15 protein-coding genes are annotated in these 20864 nt (G+C 28.9%); 13 read left to right on the top strand and 2 right to left on the bottom strand.

The genetic code is table 11. The features are described from left to right. Positions 1–28 precede the first annotated feature (28 nt). The 4 genes from aroC (at position 29) to pduL (ending at position 4352) form a co-directional block, all read left to right on the top strand. Positions 29–1198, top strand: a complete 1170-nt coding sequence (gene aroC, locus CRIB_RS09470) for a chorismate synthase (RefSeq protein WP_180702134.1) — start codon at positions 29–31, stop codon at positions 1196–1198. Next, positions 1186–2328 (top strand): 3-dehydroquinate synthase, encoded by a 1143-nt coding sequence (gene aroB / locus CRIB_RS09465; protein ID WP_180702133.1) that lies wholly within the window; start codon positions 1186–1188, stop codon positions 2326–2328. The genes aroC and aroB overlap by 13 nt, the downstream gene beginning before the upstream one ends. Beyond that, entirely contained in the window at positions 2321–3580 is a 1260-nt protein-coding gene (gene aroA / locus CRIB_RS09460; protein ID WP_180702132.1) for a 3-phosphoshikimate 1-carboxyvinyltransferase, read from the top strand. The genes aroB and aroA overlap by 8 nt, the downstream gene beginning before the upstream one ends. 202 nt (positions 3581–3782) lie before the next feature. Continuing rightward, a complete protein-coding gene (pduL, locus tag CRIB_RS09455; protein WP_180702131.1) occupies positions 3783–4352 on the top strand; it encodes a phosphate propanoyltransferase in 570 nt (189 codons plus the stop codon). A 27-nt stretch (positions 4353–4379) separates the two neighbouring features. Here pduL and CRIB_RS09450 read toward each other — a convergent pair whose 3' ends face one another. Beyond that, positions 4380–4757, bottom strand: a complete 378-nt coding sequence (locus tag CRIB_RS09450) for a winged helix-turn-helix transcriptional regulator (RefSeq protein ID WP_276701988.1) — start codon at positions 4755–4757, stop codon at positions 4380–4382. Between the two features lie 308 nt (positions 4758–5065). Here CRIB_RS09450 and deoC point away from each other — a divergent pair, with 308 nt between their 5' ends. The 6 genes from deoC (at position 5066) to CRIB_RS09420 (ending at position 15259) form a co-directional block, all read left to right on the top strand. Further along, on the top strand, positions 5066–5740 hold the full coding sequence (deoC, locus tag CRIB_RS09445; RefSeq protein WP_180702130.1) for a deoxyribose-phosphate aldolase: 675 nt from the start codon (positions 5066–5068) through the stop codon (positions 5738–5740). A 371-nt stretch (positions 5741–6111) separates the two neighbouring features. Then, on the top strand, positions 6112–9654 hold the full coding sequence (gene nifJ / locus CRIB_RS09440; protein ID WP_180702129.1) for a pyruvate:ferredoxin (flavodoxin) oxidoreductase: 3543 nt from the start codon (positions 6112–6114) through the stop codon (positions 9652–9654). An 88-nt stretch (positions 9655–9742) separates the two neighbouring features. Beyond that, positions 9743–11704 (top strand): fructose-1,6-bisphosphatase, encoded by a 1962-nt coding sequence (locus CRIB_RS09435; protein ID WP_180702128.1) that lies wholly within the window; start codon positions 9743–9745, stop codon positions 11702–11704. A 195-nt stretch (positions 11705–11899) separates the two neighbouring features. Then, the gene (gene licT, locus CRIB_RS09430) at positions 11900–12769 is read left to right on the top strand and encodes a BglG family transcription antiterminator LicT (RefSeq protein WP_243633510.1); all 870 of its coding nucleotides are present in this window, start codon (positions 11900–11902) and stop codon (positions 12767–12769) included. A 51-nt stretch (positions 12770–12820) separates the two neighbouring features. Then, complete coding sequence (locus tag CRIB_RS09425) at positions 12821–13324, top strand: PTS sugar transporter subunit IIA (RefSeq protein WP_180702127.1); 504 nt, start codon at positions 12821–12823, stop codon at positions 13322–13324. Positions 13325–13573: 249 nt separating this feature from the next. Then, positions 13574–15259 carry a PTS transporter subunit EIIC gene (locus CRIB_RS09420; RefSeq protein WP_180702126.1) on the top strand — a complete coding sequence of 562 codons (1686 nt, stop codon included), beginning with the start codon at positions 13574–13576 and terminating at the stop codon, positions 15257–15259. 37 nt (positions 15260–15296) lie between these two features. Here CRIB_RS09420 and CRIB_RS09415 read toward each other — a convergent pair whose 3' ends face one another. Beyond that, positions 15297–16175 (bottom strand): AraC family transcriptional regulator, encoded by an 879-nt coding sequence (locus tag CRIB_RS09415; RefSeq protein ID WP_180702125.1) that lies wholly within the window; start codon positions 16173–16175, stop codon positions 15297–15299. 164 nt (positions 16176–16339) lie between these two features. On the opposite strand from CRIB_RS09415, the gene CRIB_RS09410 reads away from it, so the two are divergent. The 3 genes from CRIB_RS09410 (at position 16340) to CRIB_RS09400 (ending at position 20856) form a co-directional block, all read left to right on the top strand. After that, complete coding sequence (locus tag CRIB_RS09410) at positions 16340–17794, top strand: UDP-N-acetylmuramoyl-L-alanyl-D-glutamate--2,6-diaminopimelate ligase (RefSeq protein ID WP_180702124.1); 1455 nt, start codon at positions 16340–16342, stop codon at positions 17792–17794. Positions 17795–17811: 17 nt separating this feature from the next. After that, entirely contained in the window at positions 17812–19068 is a 1257-nt protein-coding gene (locus tag CRIB_RS09405) for a dicarboxylate/amino acid:cation symporter (RefSeq protein ID WP_180702123.1), read from the top strand. Positions 19069–19197: 129 nt separating this feature from the next. Continuing rightward, entirely contained in the window at positions 19198–20856 is a 1659-nt protein-coding gene (locus CRIB_RS09400) for a LytS/YhcK type 5TM receptor domain-containing protein (protein WP_180702122.1), read from the top strand. Positions 20857–20864 lie beyond the last annotated feature (8 nt).

Below are 20864 nucleotides of genomic sequence, written 5' to 3'. Positions count from 1 at the left end.
TTTGAGCAGAAAAACAAAGGAGGTACCTATGTTAAGATATTTAACTAGTGGAGAATCACATGGAAAAAGCTTAATATCAATATTAGATGGTGTACCAGCTAATATTGAATTAAATATAGAGGAAATAAACTATGAATTAGAGAAAAGGCAAGGTGGATATGGTCGCGGTGGGCGAATGAAAATAGAAAAAGATAAGATAAATATTTTAGGTGGTGTAAGAGGAAAAATCACACTAGGTGGACCTATATCAATAGAAATAAAAAACAAAGATTATGAAAATTGGGTACAATATATGAATCCTATGGAAGATATTGATTTTGAAACTAAAAAGGTAGATAAAGTAAGACCTGGACATGCTGATTTAGTAGGTTGTCTAAAATATGATTTCGATGATGCTAGAAATGTACTTGAAAGATCAAGTGCAAGAGAAACTGCAAGTAAGGTAGCTATAGGTGCTATTTGTAAACAAGTTTTAAAAAATTTTAATATAGATTTTACTTCTCATGTAGTTCAAATTGGGAATATAAAAGATAATAATAAATATGAATTTGATTATATAAAAGAAAATGTAGATAAAAGCCAAGTTAGATGTATAAATCAAGAAATAGAAAAAGAAATAATAAATGAAATAGACAAGGTAAAATCTGAAGGTGATACTTTAGGTGGAGTTGTGGAAATAAGGGTAAAAAACTTAATACCAGGATTAGGTTCATATACTCAATTTGATAAAAAAATAGATGGAGAGTTAGCGATGCACTTAATGAGTGTACAGGCTATAAAAGGTGTAGAGATAGGGATAGGATTTGATGTTGCAAATAATCCTGGCTCTAATGCAATGGATGAAATATATTATGATGATGAAAGTGGAATAAAAAGAAAGACTAATCATTTAGGTGGTATAGAAGGCGGTATGACAACCGGAGAAGAACTTGTTATAAGATGTGCAATGAAGCCTATTCCAACCCTTTATAAACCACTTAAATCTATAAATATAAACACATTAGAAAGCTATAGTGCGAGTATAGAACGCTCAGATAACTGTGCTGTTCCAGCGTGCAGTGTAGTTTGTGAAAATGTAGTGGCATTTGTTATATGTAAATATTTCTTAGATAAAATAGGTGGAGATAATTTAAATGATTTAAAATCAAACTATAATTCATATATAAAAAGGTTAGGTGATAGAGGATGGAAAAGATAATAAATGAGGTTTGCAATATAGTAATAGATAATAGCTATAAGAACTTTACAACATTAGTTTATGAGTTTAATAATAAGAATATTGAAAACTTATCTAAATTTAATATAAATGAAATATATGATGAAGTATTAATTATAAGTGATGAGAATGTATACAATCATCAACTTGATAATTTTATAAATAATATAAAAGCAAAGATAGTATATGAATATATAATTCCATCAGGGGAAGATTCAAAATCATTATCGGTATATGAAGAGATAATTAAGTATTGTATAAGAATAAATTTATCTAGAAAATCACTAATAATAGCCTTAGGTGGTGGGGTAGTAGGAGATTTAGCTGGATTTGTAGCATCTACATATATGAGAGGCATTGATGTTTGCCAAGTACCAACAAGTCTACTATCACAAGTAGACTCATCTGTAGGGGGAAAAACAGGTATAAATATAGGAAATTTTAAAAATATAATCGGGGCTTTTTATCAACCTAAATTTACATATATAAATATAGATGCTTTAAAAACATTGTCTTATAATGAATTTATAGCTGGAATGGCAGAAGTTATAAAATATAGTATAATATACGATTATGACTTTTTAGATTACCTTATAAATAATAGCGAAAATATATTAAATAAAGATAATAAAACGCTACATTATATGGTTAAGAAATGTATAGAAATAAAAGCTGATATAGTTTCTAAAGATGAAAAAGAAGGCAATCTTAGAAAAATATTAAACTTTGGACATACATTTGGACATGGAGTTGAAAAGCTTTGTAAAATAAGTCATGGTGAAGCTATAAGTATTGGTATGAACATGGCATTTAAGTTGGCACTAGAAAAAGGATATATAAATGGAAGTTATTATGATAAGTTTATAAACGCCTGTGATAAGTTTAATTTACCTTTAAATTTTAATATATCATTATATGAAAAAGATGAAATTACTGAAGAAAGCAAAGATAAAATAAACAAAGAAATACTTGAAATAATGAAAAATGATAAAAAAAATAGCTTTGGAAAAATCAATCTAATACTACCTATAGGATTTGGAAAAGTTAAAATTATAGATGATATAGATGACGGTGAAATATTAAAAATAATAAAGGAGGTAAATAATGCTTAGAGGGTGTTTCGAACTTATAGGAGATAAATCTATATCTCATAGAGCAGTGATGTTTTCTTCTATATCTAAAGGACATAACAAAATAAGCAATTTCTTAATGGGAGAAGACTGTTTAAGTACAATATCTTGCTTTAGAAAAATGGGAGTAGATATACAGATAGATGGTAAGAATGTATATGTGAAAGGGAATGGATTATATGGACTAAAGAGACCTGAAGATATATTAGATGTGGGGAACTCAGGAACTACAATAAGGCTGATGATGGGAATACTTGCAGGAAATAAATTTGATGCAACTTTAATTGGAGATGATTCGATAGCTAAAAGGCCGATGAAAAGAGTAACAGATCCATTAAAACTTATGGGATGTAATATAGAAGGAAATGATGATTCTAACTATACGCCTATAAAAATATATGGTGGAAATTTAAATGCTATAGATTATCATATGCCTGTTGCATCAGCTCAAGTAAAATCAGCTTTAATACTTGCAAGTCTTTATGCTAATGATACTAGCTTTATACATGAAAAGATAAAAAGTAGAAACCATACAGAAATAATGCTAAAGTCATTTGGAGCAGATATAAATATAGAAAATTTAAAAATAAGTGTAAAACCAGTAAATGAGTTATTTAGCCAAGATATATATGTACCTGGAGATATATCATCAGCAGCATTTATAATAGTTTCAACGTTAATAACTAAAGATTCAGAAGTTATTATAAAAAATGTGGGGTTAAATGAGACTAGAACTGGGATAATAGATGTTGTTAAAAATATGAATGGAAATATAGAAATAATAAATGAAAGGTTAGTTGGTGGAGAATTAGTAGGAGACTTATTAGTTAGATATACACCAAATTTATGTGCAACTACAATAGATAAGGATATAATTCCAAGATTGATAGATGAAATTCCAGTAATAGCTGTACTTGCTACACAAGCTGAAGGTACAACTATAATAAAAGATGCACAGGAACTGAAAGTAAAAGAAAGTAATAGAATAAAGGCTATGGTAGATAACTTAAAAATACTAGGTGCGAATATAGAAGAATTAGAAGATGGAATGATAATAAAAGGAAAAGCTAAATTAAATGGTGGAAAAATAAATACATTTAAAGATCATAGAATAGCAATGGCATTTTCTACTTTAAACTTAATGTCTGACGAAAAAATAAAATTAGATAATGAAGATTGTATAAATGTATCATTCCCAGGCTATTTTGATCTTATAAAAAGTCTAACAAAATAATCCTAGATTACAAAATATATAAAGTATAAAAACAAATTAAAGTTAACAAAATAGTATAAGAGAGTTTTTGATAAAAACACTAAATTATCAAGAACATATATCGATGATTTTATTAGCTAAAAAGTAAATAAAATCATTTGATTTATTGTTAAATATTATATATAATGTATCATGTATACAAAAGAATTAGGAGGAATTTAAGATGAAATTACCGATAGCATTATCTAATAGACATGTTCACTTAAGCCAAGCAGATATAGAAACATTATTTGGTGCAGGACATGAGTTAACTCATTTCAAGCCATTATCTCAACCAGGACAATATGCTTGTGAAGAAAAGGTTGATTTAGTAGGACCTAAAGGAACTATAAAAGGAGTTAGAGTTTTAGGACCAGCTAGACCTAATACACAAGTTGAAATATCTTTAGCAGATGGATTTGCTTTAGGAATAAAAGCTCCAATAAAAGAATCTGGTGATATAGCAGGAACTCCAGGTGTTAAATTAGTAGGACCAGCAGGAGAAGTAGAATTATCAGAAGGTGTTATAGTTGCTTCTAGACATATACATATGAGCTTAGAAGATGCAGCTAGATTTGGTGTAACTGATAAGCAAATAGTAAAAGTTAGAACTTTCGGACCAAGAGCAGTAGTATTTGAAAATGTATTAGTAAGAGCTAATGCTAACTTTGCATTAGAAATGCACGTAGACGTTGAAGAAGGAAACGCTGCAGGTGTTAGAAATGGTGAAGAAGTAGAATTAATAGCTGAATAATTATATAAAAAAGAACGGACTTTTTATTTAATAGCCGTTCTTTTCTTTTTTATTATTTTTTTCATATTCAATTCCGTAATCATACATTTGTTCAAGTAGAGGTATCATTTTTTGACCCATATCAGTTAAACTATACTCAACTTTAGGTGGAATAATAGGGAAAATTTCTCTATGTACAAGTCCATCTTCTTCTAAACTTCTAAGTTGGTTAGTTAGCATTTTTTGAGTAACATCTGGCAATTTTCTTTTTATTTCACTGAATCTAAGACTTCCACCGCTTAAATACCAAAGGATAAGTATTTTCCACTTACCAGAAACTAATCTGTGAAATAAAGTCATAGGACATGTTTCATATTTTAAACAACGGTTTGACATATGACATTTACTATGAGAATTTAAACTCATTTGTAAACACCTCACATTTTTATTTTATAAAAATAGTATATCATAAATTTAGTATATAACAATATATGATATACATAGTATCTAAAAAGATACTATGTATACTTTAAGTTTCTACATATAAAAAAAGTGCCTACTTGTTAATTTTAAATTAAAAATATATTATTAAATGTGTAAATTATAGTAAATAAGATATTGTTTTTTGTTAATTATAAGTAGTGTTATAAAAAATAAATTCATATAAATTACATAATATGGTAATATCAAATATGAATATATAACGAAAAAAGTAGCAAAAAGGAGAATTTATAATGAACAAAAAAATAGCTAATATAATAGATCATACAATATTAAAAGCTACAGCAACTAAAGAAGATGTAGTTAAATTATGTAAAGAAGCGAAGGAATATGGATTTTTCTCAGTTTGTATAAATCCAGCAAACATAGAATTAGCAAAAGAAAAATTAAAAGGAAGCGATGTAAAAGTTTGTACAGTAATAGGTTTCCCTTTAGGAGCAAATACTTCAGCTGTTAAAGCATTTGAAACTAAAGATGCAATAGCTAAAGGTGCAGATGAAGTTGATATGGTTATAAACATAGGTGCTTTAAAAGATAAAAACTACGAATTAGTATATGAAGATATAAAAGCAGTAGTAGATGCAGCAAACAAAGAAGCTTTAGTAAAAGTTATAATAGAAACTTGTTATCTAACTGATGAAGAAAAGAAAATAGCTTGTGAACTTGCTGTTAAAGCAGGAACTGACTATGTGAAAACTTCTACAGGATTTGGAACAGGTGGCTCAACTCCGGCTGATATAAAACTTATGAGAGAAACTGTAGGAGAAAATATAGGTGTAAAGGCATCTGGTGGTGTTAGATGTGAAGATGATGCAGTTAAAGTAATAGACGCTGGAGCTAGTAGAATAGGAGCAAGTGCTTCAGTTGCTATAGTAACAGGAAATAACGCATCTAAAAGTGATTATTAATAATAAATAAAAAAATAATATTTAAGTCTTAATTTTATGGGTATTTAATATATATGAAAAAATAAATTAATTTGTTTTATGAGTTAATTTATTGTATATATTTAAAATACTATATAGATTTTTGACTAGCACAAAGCATTAAATTAGTTATAAATAAAATATAGAATTAAATTAGTTTATAATATTATTTATACTTATAATAAAGAAGGAATCTATACAAATTTATGGAATACCTTCTTTATTATATAAATTTAACATAATATTTATATATATAAATTGTACTAAATTATACATTGTATTCATTGTACACTGTAGCTAAAGATATTTAATACTTAAACTACATAGGAGTAATATTAAGGAGGATACACATTATGGCTAAATTCATGAAAACTGTTGATGGAAATACAGCTGCTGCACACGTTGCGTATGCATTTACTGATGTAGCTGCTATATTCCCAATAACTCCATCTTCAAACATGGCAGAAGCAGTTGACGACTGGTCAGCTCAAGGAAGAAAAAATATATTTGGACAAAAAGTTAATGTTGTAGAAATGCAATCAGAAGCAGGAGCTGCTGGGGCATTCCACGGTTCATTACAAGCAGGTGCATTAACAACAACATTTACAGCATCTCAAGGTTTATTATTAATGATACCTAACATGTATAAAGTTGCAGGAGGATTACTTCCAGGAGTATTCCACGTAAGTGCTCGTGCTCTTGCTACTTCAGCATTATCTATATTTGGTGACCATCAAGACGTTATGGCAGCAAGACAAACTGGATGTGTATTATTAGCTTCAGGATCAGTTCAAGAAGTTGCTGATATAGCACCTGTTGCACACTTAGCGGCAATAGAAGGTAGATTACCTTTTATACATTTCTTTGATGGATTTAGAACATCACACGAAATACAAAAAGTTGAATTATTAGAATACAGTGACTATGCATCATTATTAAATATGGAAGCTGTTAAAGCATTTAGAGATAGTGCTTTATCTCCAAATCACCCAGTAACTCGTGGTACAGCTCAAAATGATGATATATATTTCCAAACAAGAGAAGCATCAAATAAATACTACAATAATATAGTAGGTGTAGTAGAGAAATACATGGCTAAAATGTCTGAATTAACAGGAAGAAAGCATGGATTATTCAACTACTACGGAGATGAAAATGCAAAGAATATAATAATAGCTATGGGTTCTGTTACAGAAACTATAGAAGAAACTATAGATTACTTAAATGCTCAAGGTGGAAGCTATGGTTTAGTTAAAGTTCATTTATACAGACCATTCTCTAATAAGCACTTATTAGAAGCTATACCAGCTTCAGCTGAAAGAATATGCGTACTTGATAGAACTAAGGAACCAGGTTCAACAGGTGAACCATTATACTTAGATGTTCGTAATGCATTCTTCGATGTAGAAAATGCACCAATGATAATAGGTGGAAGATACGGATTAGGTTCAAAAGATGTTACTCCTACAGATATAAAAACTGTATTTGATAACTTAACATCAGAAAAACCTAAGAATAACTTCACATTAGGTATAATAGATGATGTTACAAATACTTCATTAGAAAAATCTGAATCAATAAAAATAGCTCAACCAGGAACTGTAAGATGTAAATTCTGGGGATTAGGATCTGATGGTACAGTTGGAGCTAATAAGCAAGCTATAAAAATAATAGGAGATAACACAGATAAGTATGCTCAAGCTTACTTTGCATATGATTCTAAAAAATCTGGTGGTATAACAATGTCTCACTTAAGATTTGGAGATGCTCCTATAAGATCAACTTACTTAATAGATGAGGCTGATTACATAGCTTGTCATAACCAATCATATGTTAATCAATATGATTTATTAAAGGGACTTAAGGAAAGTGGAGTATTCGTACTTAACACTATATGGTCTCAAGATGAATTAGAACAACACTTACCAGCTAAAATGAAGAAATTTATAGCTGATAACAATATAAACTTCTACACTGTAAATGCTACTAAGATAGCTCAAGAAATAGGTCTTGGAAACAGAATAAACATGATAATGCAATCTGCATTCTTCAAGTTAGCTGCAATAATACCTGAAGCTGAAGCTGTAGAATACTTAAAAGATTCTATAAAGAAAGCTTACGGTAAAAAAGGTGAAAAAGTTGTTAACATGAACTTTGAAGCTGTTGAAGCAGGATTAAATGCTTTAGTTAAGATAGATGTTCCTGCTATCTGGTCTAATGCTGAAGAATTAGAAATGGCAGTAGATTCAGACGAACCAGAATTCATAAAGAACATATTAAGACCTATGAATGCTCAAGAAGGTAACAACTTACCAGTAAGTGCATTTGAAGGTTTAGAAGATGGTACATTCCCAGCTGGTACTGCAGCATACGAAAAACGTGGAGTAGGTGTTAATGTTCCAGAATGGATAACTGATAACTGTATCCAATGTAACCAATGTGCATATGTCTGTCCTCATGCATGTATAAGACCAGTATTAGTAAATGAAGAAGAAGTAGCTAATGCTCCAGAAAGCTTCAATACTAAGAAGGCTATAGGTAAAGGATTTGAAGGATTACAATACAGAATGCAAGTAAGTCCAATGGACTGTACAGGATGTGGAAACTGTGCTGATATATGTCCAGCTAAACAAAAAGCTTTAGTTATGAAGCCTCTTGATACTCAAGAAGTAGAAGTAGAAAACTGGGCATTTGCAGTTGATACTACTAAAGTTGCTCCTAAAGGAGATATAGTTGCACCAACTACAGTTAAGGGAAGTCAATTTAGACAACCACTTATAGAATTCTCAGGAGCTTGTGCAGGATGTGGAGAAACTCCATACATCAAATTAGTTACTCAATTATTTGGAGATAGAATGATGATAGCAAATGCTACAGGATGTTCTTCTATATGGGGAGGATCTGCTCCATCAACTCCATACACAGTTAACCATGAAGGTAAAGGTCCATCTTGGGCAAATTCATTATTCGAAGACAATGCTGAGTTTGGATACGGAATGATGCTTGGTGTTAAGCAAATGAGAAATAAAATAGCAGAAACTATGCAAACTTTATTAACTATGGATATATGTGAAAGTGCTAAAGAAGCATTTACTGCATGGTTAGACGCTAAAGAAGATGGAGAAGCTTCTAAAGCTGCTAGTGAAAAGGTACTAGAAGTGTTAGCTGGAACATGTTCTTGTGAAGATGAAGAAATAAAATCATTATTAGCAGAAATAGAATCAAGAAAAGATTACTTAGTTAAGAGATCTCAATGGATACTTGGAGGAGATGGATGGGCTTATGACATCGGTTACGGTGGATTAGATCACGTTCTTGCTTCAGGTGAAAATGTAAACGTGCTTGTATTTGATACAGAAATATACTCAAATACAGGAGGTCAAGCTTCTAAGTCAACTCCAGTTGCTGCAATGGCTAAGTTCGCTGCTGCTGGTAAGAGATCTAAGAAGAAAGACTTAGGTATGATGGCTATGAGTTACGGAAATGTATACGTTGCTCAAGTTGGTATGGGTGCTGATAAGAACCAATTAATGAAGGCTATAATAGAAGCTGAAAAGCATGATGGACCATCATTAATAATAGCATACTCTCCATGTATATCTCACGGAATCAAAGAAGGTATGGGAAGAGCTCAAGCTAATATAGAAAAAGCTGTTAAAGCAGGATACTGGCATTTATACAGATATAACCCACAATTAAAAGCTGAAGGAAAGAATCCTTTCACTTTAGATTCTAAGGAACCAACTGAAAGTTTCAGAGAGTTCTTAATGGGTCAAGTAAGATATGCTGCTATAGCTAAGCAATTCCCAGATGTAGCTGAAGAATTATTCAGTATGGCTGAAGAAAATGCTAAAGAAAGATACAATAACTATAAAAGATTAGCTGAAAATTTCTAATATTAAAATAAAGGATGGACAAATTTTGTCCATCCTTTTGTTGTAAATGTGCTAAAATGTAAGTAGTAATAATATTTGGAGGTGTTAAATGAAGAATATTGAAAAAGAACTTAAATATTTAAAAGTATTATCAAAGCAATATCCAAGTATATCAAAAGCAAGTACAGAAATTATAAATTTGGAGGCAATTCTTAATCTTCCAAAGGGAACAGAGCATTTTATAAGTGATATACATGGAGAATATGAACCATTTGTTCATGTACTAAAAAATGGGTCTGGAGTAATAAAAAGAAAGATAGAAGAGCTATTCTCAAGTACTATAAGGGAGAGTGAAAAAAAGACATTAGCAACTTTAGTATATTATCCAGAACAAAAGTTGGAGTTAATAGAAAGAGAAGAAGATAATATAGATGATTTTTATAGAATATATATATATAGATTAGTGGAGTTATGTAGATATGCATCGAGTAAATACACTAGGTCTAAGGTGAGAAAACTTCTTCCAGAAGATTTTAAATATATAATAGAAGAGCTTTTAAATGAACATGTAGAACAAGTACATAAACAAAACTATTATAAAAGTATAGTAGATACAATTATAAACATAGATAGAGCAAAAGAGTTTATAATAGCTATATCTAAGGTTATACAAAAGTTAGTAGTAGATAGACTTCATATAGTAGGGGATATATATGATAGAGGTCCTAGACCAGATGTAGTTTTAGATACATTAATGGATTATCACTCAGTAGATATACAATGGGGAAATCATGATATATTATGGATGGGTGCTGCAAGTGGAGAAAAAACTTGTATAGCAAATGCGCTTAGAATATCAGCTAGATACTCTAATTTAGACATTATAGAAGATATATATGGGATAAACTTGCTACCATTAGCAACATTTGCACTAGATAAATATAAAAGTGATCCTTGTACATGTTTTATGCCAAAAGGAAGTGGAGGAGAAATATCAACTAAGGAAAAAACACTAATAGCAAAAATGCATAAGGCAATAAGTATTATACAATTTAAACTTGAAGGTGAAGTAATTAAAAGAAGGCCAGAATTTGAAATGGACCATAGGTTACTTTTAGATAATATAAATTATAATGAAGGAACTATAAATTTAAAAGGAAAGGTATATAAATTAAAAGATAATAATTTTCCGACTATTGATCCAAACAATCCATATAAGTTAACAAAAGAAGAAGAAATTGTAATTGATAAACTAGTATCTTCATTTAAAAATAGTGAAAAGCTACAAAAACATGTGTCATTTTTATTCTCAAAGGGAAGTATATATTTAGTTTGTAATGGAAATTTATTAATACATGGAGGAATTCCTTTAAATGAAGATAAAAGCTTTATGAGTATGAAGCTACAAGGTATAGAATATAGTGGTAAAGAACTAATGGACCAAATGGAGACTTTAGCAAGAGAAGGATATTTCTTTAAAGAAAAGAGCAAACAAAAACAATATGGTATGGATATTATGTGGTATTTATGGACAGGTAAATGTTCTTCATTATTTGGAAAAGATGATATGACAACTTTTGAAAGACATTTTATAGCAGAAAAAGAAACTCATAAAGAAAATAAAAATCCTTATTTTACTCTAAGAGAAGATGAAAATGTGTGTAATAAAATATTTGATGAATTTGGACTAGATATAAATGAATCACATATAATAAATGGACATGTTCCTGTTGAAAGTAAAAATGGAGAAAGTCCAATAAAGGCTAATGGAAGAATAATAGCCATAGATGGGGGATTTTCAAGAGCATATCAATCTAAAACTGGAATAGCTGGGTATACATTAATATACAATTCGCAAAGCTTACACCTTATATCTCATGAGCCGTTTACATCTACTGAAGAAGCAATAGTAAATGAAAGTGATATATTGTCAACTACAATGTTAGTTGAACATAAGTTAAGTAGAAAAACTGTAAAAGATACTGATGCAGGTAAGAAGTTATTAGATGAAGTAGATGATTTAAAATTACTTTTAATGGCATATAAAAAAGGTATTATAAAAGAAGTATAAAATATATAGGAAATTGATTTTTTAAGTGCTTGACATAAAAATATAATTAATATAAAATGATAAATATAACTAAATAAAATATATCTGTTTAAATTAATAAAATGGATTGTTACTGATAGAGCAGGCAATACCTAAGTTAAGAAGTACTTTTTGTATCTTGATTTAGGTATTTTTATTTTTAGGGGGCTAGAAACAATGGTGACCATAAAGAAGGTATATAATAATAATGTTATTTTAGCATTTGAGAATAGTAGTAAAAAGGAAGTCATATTGACTGGATGTGGGATTGGATTTAAAAAGAAACCGAATGATAATGTTGATGAAAGTAAAATTGAAAAGACGTTTGTAATACAAGATGATAATTTTGAAAGTAAAGTAAATAAATTAGCAAGTGAAATACCAGAAGAAGTTTTTGGTGTAAGTAGTGCAATAATAGAATATGCAGAAAAAAATTTAAATACTACGTTAGATGAATATATTTATATATCTTTAACAGATCATATATCTTTTGCACTTAAGAGATATAAAGAGAATTTACCTATAAAAAATGAATTATTATCTGAAATTAGAAGAATTCATAAAAAAGAATATGAAATAGGGAAATGGGCAATAGAATATATAAATAAAACTTTTGATGTAGATTTTTTAATAGATGAAGCAGGATTTATAGCAATGCATATTATAAATGCAAACTATCGAGAATCTACTAATGAATCATGTTTAATGATGGATATTATAAATAAGATACTTGATATAATCAAAAACTATTACTCTATAGAATTTATAGAGGATGAAATTAATTTTGATAGATTATTAACACATCTAAAATTTTTTGCAAAACGATTAATAGATAAAAAGGAATCTATAGATACTAATAATAATGGTTTATTAGAAGTAGTAAAAGTACAATATAAAGAAAGTTATAATTGTGCTAAGCAAATAAAATTATTTATAGAAGAAAATTATAAATATAAAGTAAATGATGATGAGATATTATATTTAATATTACATATAAATAGAGTGATATCTGTTATAAATTTTAATAAGGAAGAAGTTATAAATTAATTATAATATTTAATTCAATATAAAATATAAAATAATAAAGGAGAAAATAAAATGAGCTTTTTTAAAAATTTATTTAAGGGTAATAAAGAACAGGAAGTAAAAAAAGAACAAATAGTACCATTAACTAATGGAGAGTTAGTAAACATATCTCAAGTTCCAGATGAAGTATTTTCAAGCAAAATGATGGGGGATGGATTTGCTATGAAAACAACTGATGGGATGATAGTATCACCAGTAGAAGGTACAATAGTAACAGTATTCCCAACTAAACATGCTGTAACTATAAACTCTGTAGATGGAAGAGAAGTGTTAATACATTTAGGAGTAGATACAGTTAACTTAAAAGGTGAAGGATTTGAAATATTTGTAGAAGAAAATCAAAAGGTTAACGTTGGAGATAAGTTAGTTAAAATGGATGTAGAATTCATTGAAAAGAATGCAAAATCTTCAATGCCAATAGTAGTATTCACTAATTTATCAGAAGGTGAATCAGTTAAATTAGTAGAAGGAACTGCTAAAGCAGGGGAATTAAATAAAATAGAGATAGTAAAATAATATTTAGTGAAAATGTTTGCAAAAAATATTTACATAGTAATATTAATATGATATAATAAAAATATAAAGTTAATATATATAGCGTGTTACTGGTTATGCAGGCATGAGCTAAATTACTTATGGTACATCTATGTCATAAATAATTTAGCTCTTTTTTATTGCAATAATGATTTTAATAATTAATAAAAATAATAAATTCATAACCAGATGCTAGTAAAAACTAAAAAAATAATAGGGGGGAAATAAGAAATGCTTCAATACTTACAAAGAATTGGGAAAGCAATAATGCTTCCGATAGCAGCATTACCTGTTGCAGGTATACTACTTGGAGTTGGGGGATCATTAATAAATATAGCAGCGCTTGAAAATGCACCAGCTATATACCAGCCATTAATTGCTTTCGTTAATATTCCGATGATAACTATAATATTAAAAATAATGCAAGGTATAGGAGACATAGTGTTTGGAAACTTACCAGTATTATTTGCAGTAGGTACAGCTGTAGGTCTTGCTAAGCAAGATAAAGGGACAGCAGCACTTGCTTCTGTATTTGGTTTCTTAATAATGAACCAAGTTATAAGTGTACTATTAGGTATGGGTGCTACACCTCTAGGTACTTTAGTTTCAGGAGATGTACCATCTCAATATGCACAATATGTAACAACTACATTAGGTATATTTACTCTTAATATGTCAGTATTTGGTGGTATTATAACAGGTATAGTAACGTCAACATTACATAATAAATACTATAATATACAATTGCCAGCAGTTATAGGATTCTTTTCAGGGTCAAGATTTGTTCCAATAGTAGTATCTTTAGCTATGGCGGTTGTAGGTGCATTATTAGCATATATATGGCCATTTGTACAAGATGCAATAGCAGTAATTGCATTATTCGTTAAAAATGCAGGACCAATAGGAACATTCTTATATGGATTAATAGAAAGAGCTTTAATACCATTTGGTCTTCATCATATATTCTATACACCATTCTGGTATGGATCATTCGTTGACGGTCAAGTTATAATAGATGGAGCATGGCAAACAGTTCAAGGTGCTAACTATGCTTACTTTGCTCAATTAGGAAATATGCAAAGTATAGTTGGTGCAGATGCAGATACTATGTCAACTATAGTTTCTGGAACAACAAGATTCATGGCTGGTAAGTTCCCATTCATGATGTTTGGACTTCCAGCTGCAGCATTAGCAATGTATCATACTGCTGCTCCTAACAAGAAAAAAATTGTTGGAAGTTTATTAGTATCAGCAGCATTTACATCTTTCTTAACTGGTATAACTGAACCATTAGAATTTACATTCTTATTTGTTGCACCAGTATTATATGTAGTTCATTGTATAATGGCAGGATTATCATTCTTCTTAATGGATATACTTAATGTATTTATAGGTATGACATTCTCAGGAGGATTAATAGATTTCACTTTATTTGGAATACTTCCTTCAGGAGCTGGAGTTCCAACAAACTGGATAAGAGCGATATTAGTAGGCATTGGATATGCAGTAGTTTATTACTTCTTATTTAAAACTTTAATACTTAAGTTAAATTTAAAAACTCCAGGTAGAGAAGGTGATGAAGAAGAAGCTAAGCTTTATTCTAAAGCAGATTTCCAAGCTGCTAAAGGTTTAGATGGTAAAGAAGCTCCAAGCAAAGCTAAGGGAAATGATGAAATAGTACAAAAAGCTCCAGAAGTTTTAGCTGCATTAGGTGGAGAAGAAAATGCTGTATCAATAGATGCATGTATAACTAGACTTAGAGTTGAAGTTAAAGATAAATCAAAAGTAGATAAAGATAAGTTAAAAGCATTAGGTGCTGTAGGTGTTGTTGAAGTAGGTAATGGAATACAAGCAATATTTGGTGCTAAAGCTGATGCTTATAGACATGAGATAAATAGAATATTAGGAAGAAGCTAATATAAAAAGGTATGAAATTTAAAATTTCATACCTTTTTTAAGTATCAGATATAGGGTTTTCAAAATTATGTATTGTAGGATTGTAATTACTTGGAGAAACACCATATACTTTTTTAAATGCTCTTACAAAACTTGAATAATCATTAAATCCACATTTAGAACAAACATTACTCATAGTTAAACCCTCAGATATAAGTGATTTTGCAAGTATGAGTCTTTTTTGGATAATATAATTATGAATAGAGCTTCCTATCTGACTTTTAAATTTTCTCATAAGGTAATATTTACTTATAAAAAATTTTGAAGCTATAGTATCTATAGATAAATCATTTTCTAAATTAGAGTTTATATAATTTAAAACACCTTCTATTGTTTTATCATATTGAATATCTTCCATATCTCTATTTTTATCACTATTTAAAAATAACCTGTTCATTAAAACCATCAATTGGACAAATAATGATTCTTTTAAAATCTCACTTCCAAATTCATTACTATCATCGCAACTTTGTATATCTTGAATTATATTTTTTATAATCTCAATGGATTTCATGTTCAATCTAAGCAAATTATAATTATTTTTTATTGCTACCTCAAAGCACTTAAGTAAATTATTATTACCTTGAGCATATTTTGACATAAAATCTGGATTTAACCAAATAACTATACGCTCATAGTATTTATCAGGGTTTACTACTGGTTTGTGAATTTCATTTTTATTTATAAATAAAATATCCCAAGGTTTTAATATATAGGCTTTACCTTCTATATAATAAGTTAAATCACCATCGATCAAAATAACTATTTTACTGAAATCATGATGATGGTATTCAAATTTTATATCTTTCTTATCTCTAATATGGAAGATTTTAAAATTGTCATTTAAGTAACCAACTTTGTTATTTATATCTTTCATAACCCACCTACCTTTAGAATAGATTATAGAGCATTTTTTGCAATGTAGCAAGCATCTTAAACAATGTACATAGTAAATTTGAATTTATATAATAATATAAGTTAGGCATTTAGAATAGAGAATAATATAGATAGATTAATATAAAATCTGGAGGGTAAAATTTAATGAAATTACATGATTTATTAAAAGGATTAGATATAGTTAGTGTAACTGGAGATTTAAATATAGATATAACTAATATAGCGTATGATTCAAGAAAAGTTGAAGAAAATACGTTATTTATATGCATAAAAGGATTTAACTCAGATGGTCATAAATATATAGAAAGTGCGATAAAAAAAGGAGCTAAAGCCTTTTTAGTACAAGAAGATATAAATATAGAAGGATATACTTTTATAAAAGTAGAAGACACGAGAGCATCAATGGCAAATGTTGCTGATAATTTTTATAATAATCCATCAAAAGAATTAGGAGTTATAGGGGTTACAGGAACTAATGGTAAAACAAGTATAACAACTTTCTTAAGTGAAATACTAAGTTTAAATAATAAAAAAGTAGGTCTTGTAGGAACTATAAAAATATTTGATGGTGATAAAGAAGTTGAATCTAGTTCAACAACTCCTGAAAGTATAGATTTACAAAAGTATTTTAGAAATATGCTTGATAATGGATGTGACTATTGTGCAATGGAAGTATCATCTCATTCATTAGTATTAAATAGAGTAGATGAGACAGAATTTAAATTAGGGATATTTACAAACCTAACTCCAGATCATCTAGATTTCCATAAAGATTTAGAGGATTATAGAAATGCAAAAGAAAAATTATTCTATAAAACAACTAAAGCAAACATAATAAATATAGATGATGAAGGTGGGGCAAAGATATATGAAAATATAAAATCTTTAAATACACCTTGCTATACTTATGGAATAGATAATAAAGCAGACTTTATGGCAAAAGATATAAAGATAGATGCAAGTGGGGTATCTTATACATTAGTAACTCCAACATATGAAGAAGAAATGTTTGTGCCGGTACCAGGTAAATTTACAGTTTACAATACTTTAGCAGTAATAGCAGCTTGTTACATGTTAAATATACCTAAAGAAATAGTTAAAGAAGGTTTAGGAAAAACTAAGGGTGTTGCAGGTAGATTTGAAACAATAACTAATGATAAGGGAATAAGTGTTATAGTTGACTATGCACATACACCAGATGCATTAGAAAACATATTAAATACTGCAAAAGGATTTGCAAAGTCTAATATAATAACTGTATTTGGATGTGGCGGAGACAGAGACACAACAAAGAGACCATTAATGGGAGCTATAGCACAAAGATTATCAGATATATGTATAGTAACTTCTGATAATCCAAGAACTGAAGATCCTAAACTTATAATAGAGGATATATTAAAAGGATTAGATAAAAATAAAGAAAACTATAGGGTAGTTGTAGATAGAAGAGAAGCTATAAAAGAAGCTATAGAAATGGCTCAAAAAGATGATATAGTAATCATCGCAGGAAAAGGGCATGAAAATTATCAAATTTTAGGAAAAGTTAAACACCATTTTGATGATAAGGAAATAGCACTAGAGTTTTTAAATAATAAATAGACATAAAGGAGAAAAGTATGAAATCATTTTGGAATAATTATAAGTCTTCTATAGTATTACTAGGGGCTATATTACTAGGTGGTATAGTAGGTGTAACTATGGGAGAAAAAGCAGTAGTTTTAAAACCTATAGGAGAATTATTCTTAAACTTATTATTCATGACATTAGTACCATTAGTATTTTTCAGTGTTACATCTGCAATAGCTAATATGGGCGGAGGAATGAATAGATTAGGGAAGATACTAAAAAGTATAGTTATAGTATTTTTAGGAACAGCTTTAGTTGCTGCTGTTATAGGATTAGTTGGAGTACTTTTAATGAATCCAACAAAAGGATTAGATACATCATTATTTAAAGATATAATAGCATCTGCTAACGATAGTTCAGCAACAGAAAAAGTAGGATTATTACAACAAATAGTAAATACATTTACTGTAAATGACTTCTCATTACTATTATCTAGATCAAATATGTTACAATTAATAGTATTCTCAATATTATTTGGTATAGGTACTTTAATGGCAGGAGAATCTGGAAAGTCAATAGCTAAGTTTGTTCAATCAGGTTCAGCAGTCATGATGAAAGTAATCAATATAATAATGATGGCAGCGCCAATAGGACTTGGATGCTACTTTGCAAATGTTATAGGAGAGTTAGGATCACAGTTATTATCAGGGTACTTAAGAGTAACTATATTATACTTAATATTAACAGCAGTAATTTACTTCGGTTTATTTACTTTATATGCATTTATAGCTGGTGGAAAAGATGGAATAAAGGCATTCTGGTCAAATGCAGTATCTCCAACAGTTACATCATTAGCTACTTGTTCAAGTGCAGCTTCAATACCTGTAAATTTAGATGCAACTAAGAAAATGGGTGTTCCAGAAGATATAGCAGAAACTGTTATACCATTAGGAGCAAATGTTCACAAAGATGGTTCAGTTGTAACTGGAGTATTAAAAATAGCATTTTTATTAGGATTATTAGGAACTAATATGAATACTATTCCAATGATGTTAGCGATATTAGGTGTTGCATTTATAAACGGTGCAGTTATGGGAGCTATACCAGGTGGTGGATTTATGAGTGAAATGTTAATAGTAAGCGCATTTGGAATAGATCCAGCATTACTTCCAATAATAGTTGTTATTGGAACAATATTAGATGCGCCTGCAACATTATTAAATTCAACTGAAAATACAGTATGTGCTATGCTTGTAGCAAGACTTGTAGAAGGTAAGGATTGGTTAAAAAATAAAATAAATAATTAATATATATAAGAGTGCGTTTAGCACTCTTATTTTTTTGCTATATATCATTAATGATATATATTGATTTATTTATAATAATCTAGTAAATTTAAAATTGATTGAAAGTAAATTATATTTAAGGAGTGACACATGGACAAAGGAGCTATATTTTTGCAATTACTTGAAAAATCAAGTTTAATGACAGTATTATTTATAATAATTACTAAAATTCAAGGATTTAAATATATATTTCAAAAAGAAAATTATAAATTAAAGGATTTATTAGTTATATCATTAATATTTACAGCCCTTGCTATACTTGGTACATATAATGGAATAGATGTACAAGGTTCTCTTGCGAATACTAGGATAATAGCTATTGTATCAGGTGGAGTTTTATTTGGTCCATTAGTTGGTATAACTTCAGGTATTATATCTGGTTTTCATAGATATATAATAGATACTGGAGGTATAACAGCTTTTCCATGTTTTATATCTTCTATATTTGCAGGAATACTATCTGGATTTTTTTATCAAAAAATTAGTAACAGATACAAGTGGATATATGGAATAGCATGTGGGGTAATATCAGAGAGCTTTTCTATGCTTTTAATATATTTATTATCAAGACCTCATAATATTGCTATTGGAATAATAAGAAAGATTTATATACCAATGATTGTTGGACAAATTAGTATAGGTCTTTTGATATCTATAGTTGATGCTATAAAAAAAGAAAAAGAAGAAGTAGCTGCTATGCAATCAAAGTTAGCTTTAGATATTGCTAATAAAACACTACCATATTTTAGATCTATAAATGAAGAGTCTCTAAAAAAAATATGTAAGATAATAAAAGATGAAATAAACTCAGATGCAGTTAGTATAACTGATAGAGACGAAGTATTAGCATATGTTGGAGTTGGAGAAGAGGCTTTTAAATTTCCTCATACAGAAATTAGCAATATAACAAGATGTTCTATTAGAGAAAATAGTATTTTAAATATACAAGTAAAAAAGGAAGAAAGCTCAATCAGTGAAAAAGTAAATTTAAAGACAGCTATGATTATTCCACTTACAGATTCTCAAGGTGTGGTTGGGACATTAAAGATTTACTATACAAAGAAATATGATATGAGTCATTCTAAAAAATCTTTAGCGATAGGATTGTCACAAATTATTTCTACACTTATGGAAATATCGAAAATAGAAAAGATAGAGAAAGAAAAGAAAAAATCAGAAATTAAAGCTTTACAAAGACAAATTAATCCACATTTTTTATTTAATGCATTAAATACTATAACTTCATTTATTAGAATCAATCCTGATAAAGCAAGAAAGCTTATTATAAATTTATCTACTTATATGAGATACAATTTAGAAGTAAATGATAATTTGATAGACATAAATAAAGAATTAGAACAAGTAAAGGCATATGTAGAAATAGAAAAAGCAAGGTTTGGAGATAAACTTACAGTTTTATACGATATAGATGAAAATATAGATGCAAAGATTCCAAGCCTTACAATACAGCCATTGGTTGAAAATGCAATAATACATGGAATAAGAAAAAATGGAGGTTGCGGAACTGTAATTATTGGAGTTAAAAAAGAAGATGGATATACTAGGGTATGGGTAGAAAATGATGGTATAACTATAGATCTTGATATAATAAAAAAGGTATATAGTGGAGAAATGCCAGGCAATAAAATTGGACTTTATAATGTTCATTTAAGATTAAAATTAATATATGGACAAGGTTTAAATATATATAGATTAGAACCTGGAACTAAAATGGAATTTTATATATAGAGGAGATA

It is taken from the genome of Romboutsia ilealis, assembly GCF_900015215.1.
In the GTDB taxonomy this organism is placed as follows: Bacteria; Bacillota; Clostridia; order Peptostreptococcales; family Peptostreptococcaceae; genus Romboutsia; species Romboutsia ilealis.
Note: the sequence above shows the minus strand (reverse complement) of the source record. Positions and strands in the feature narration are given on the sequence as shown.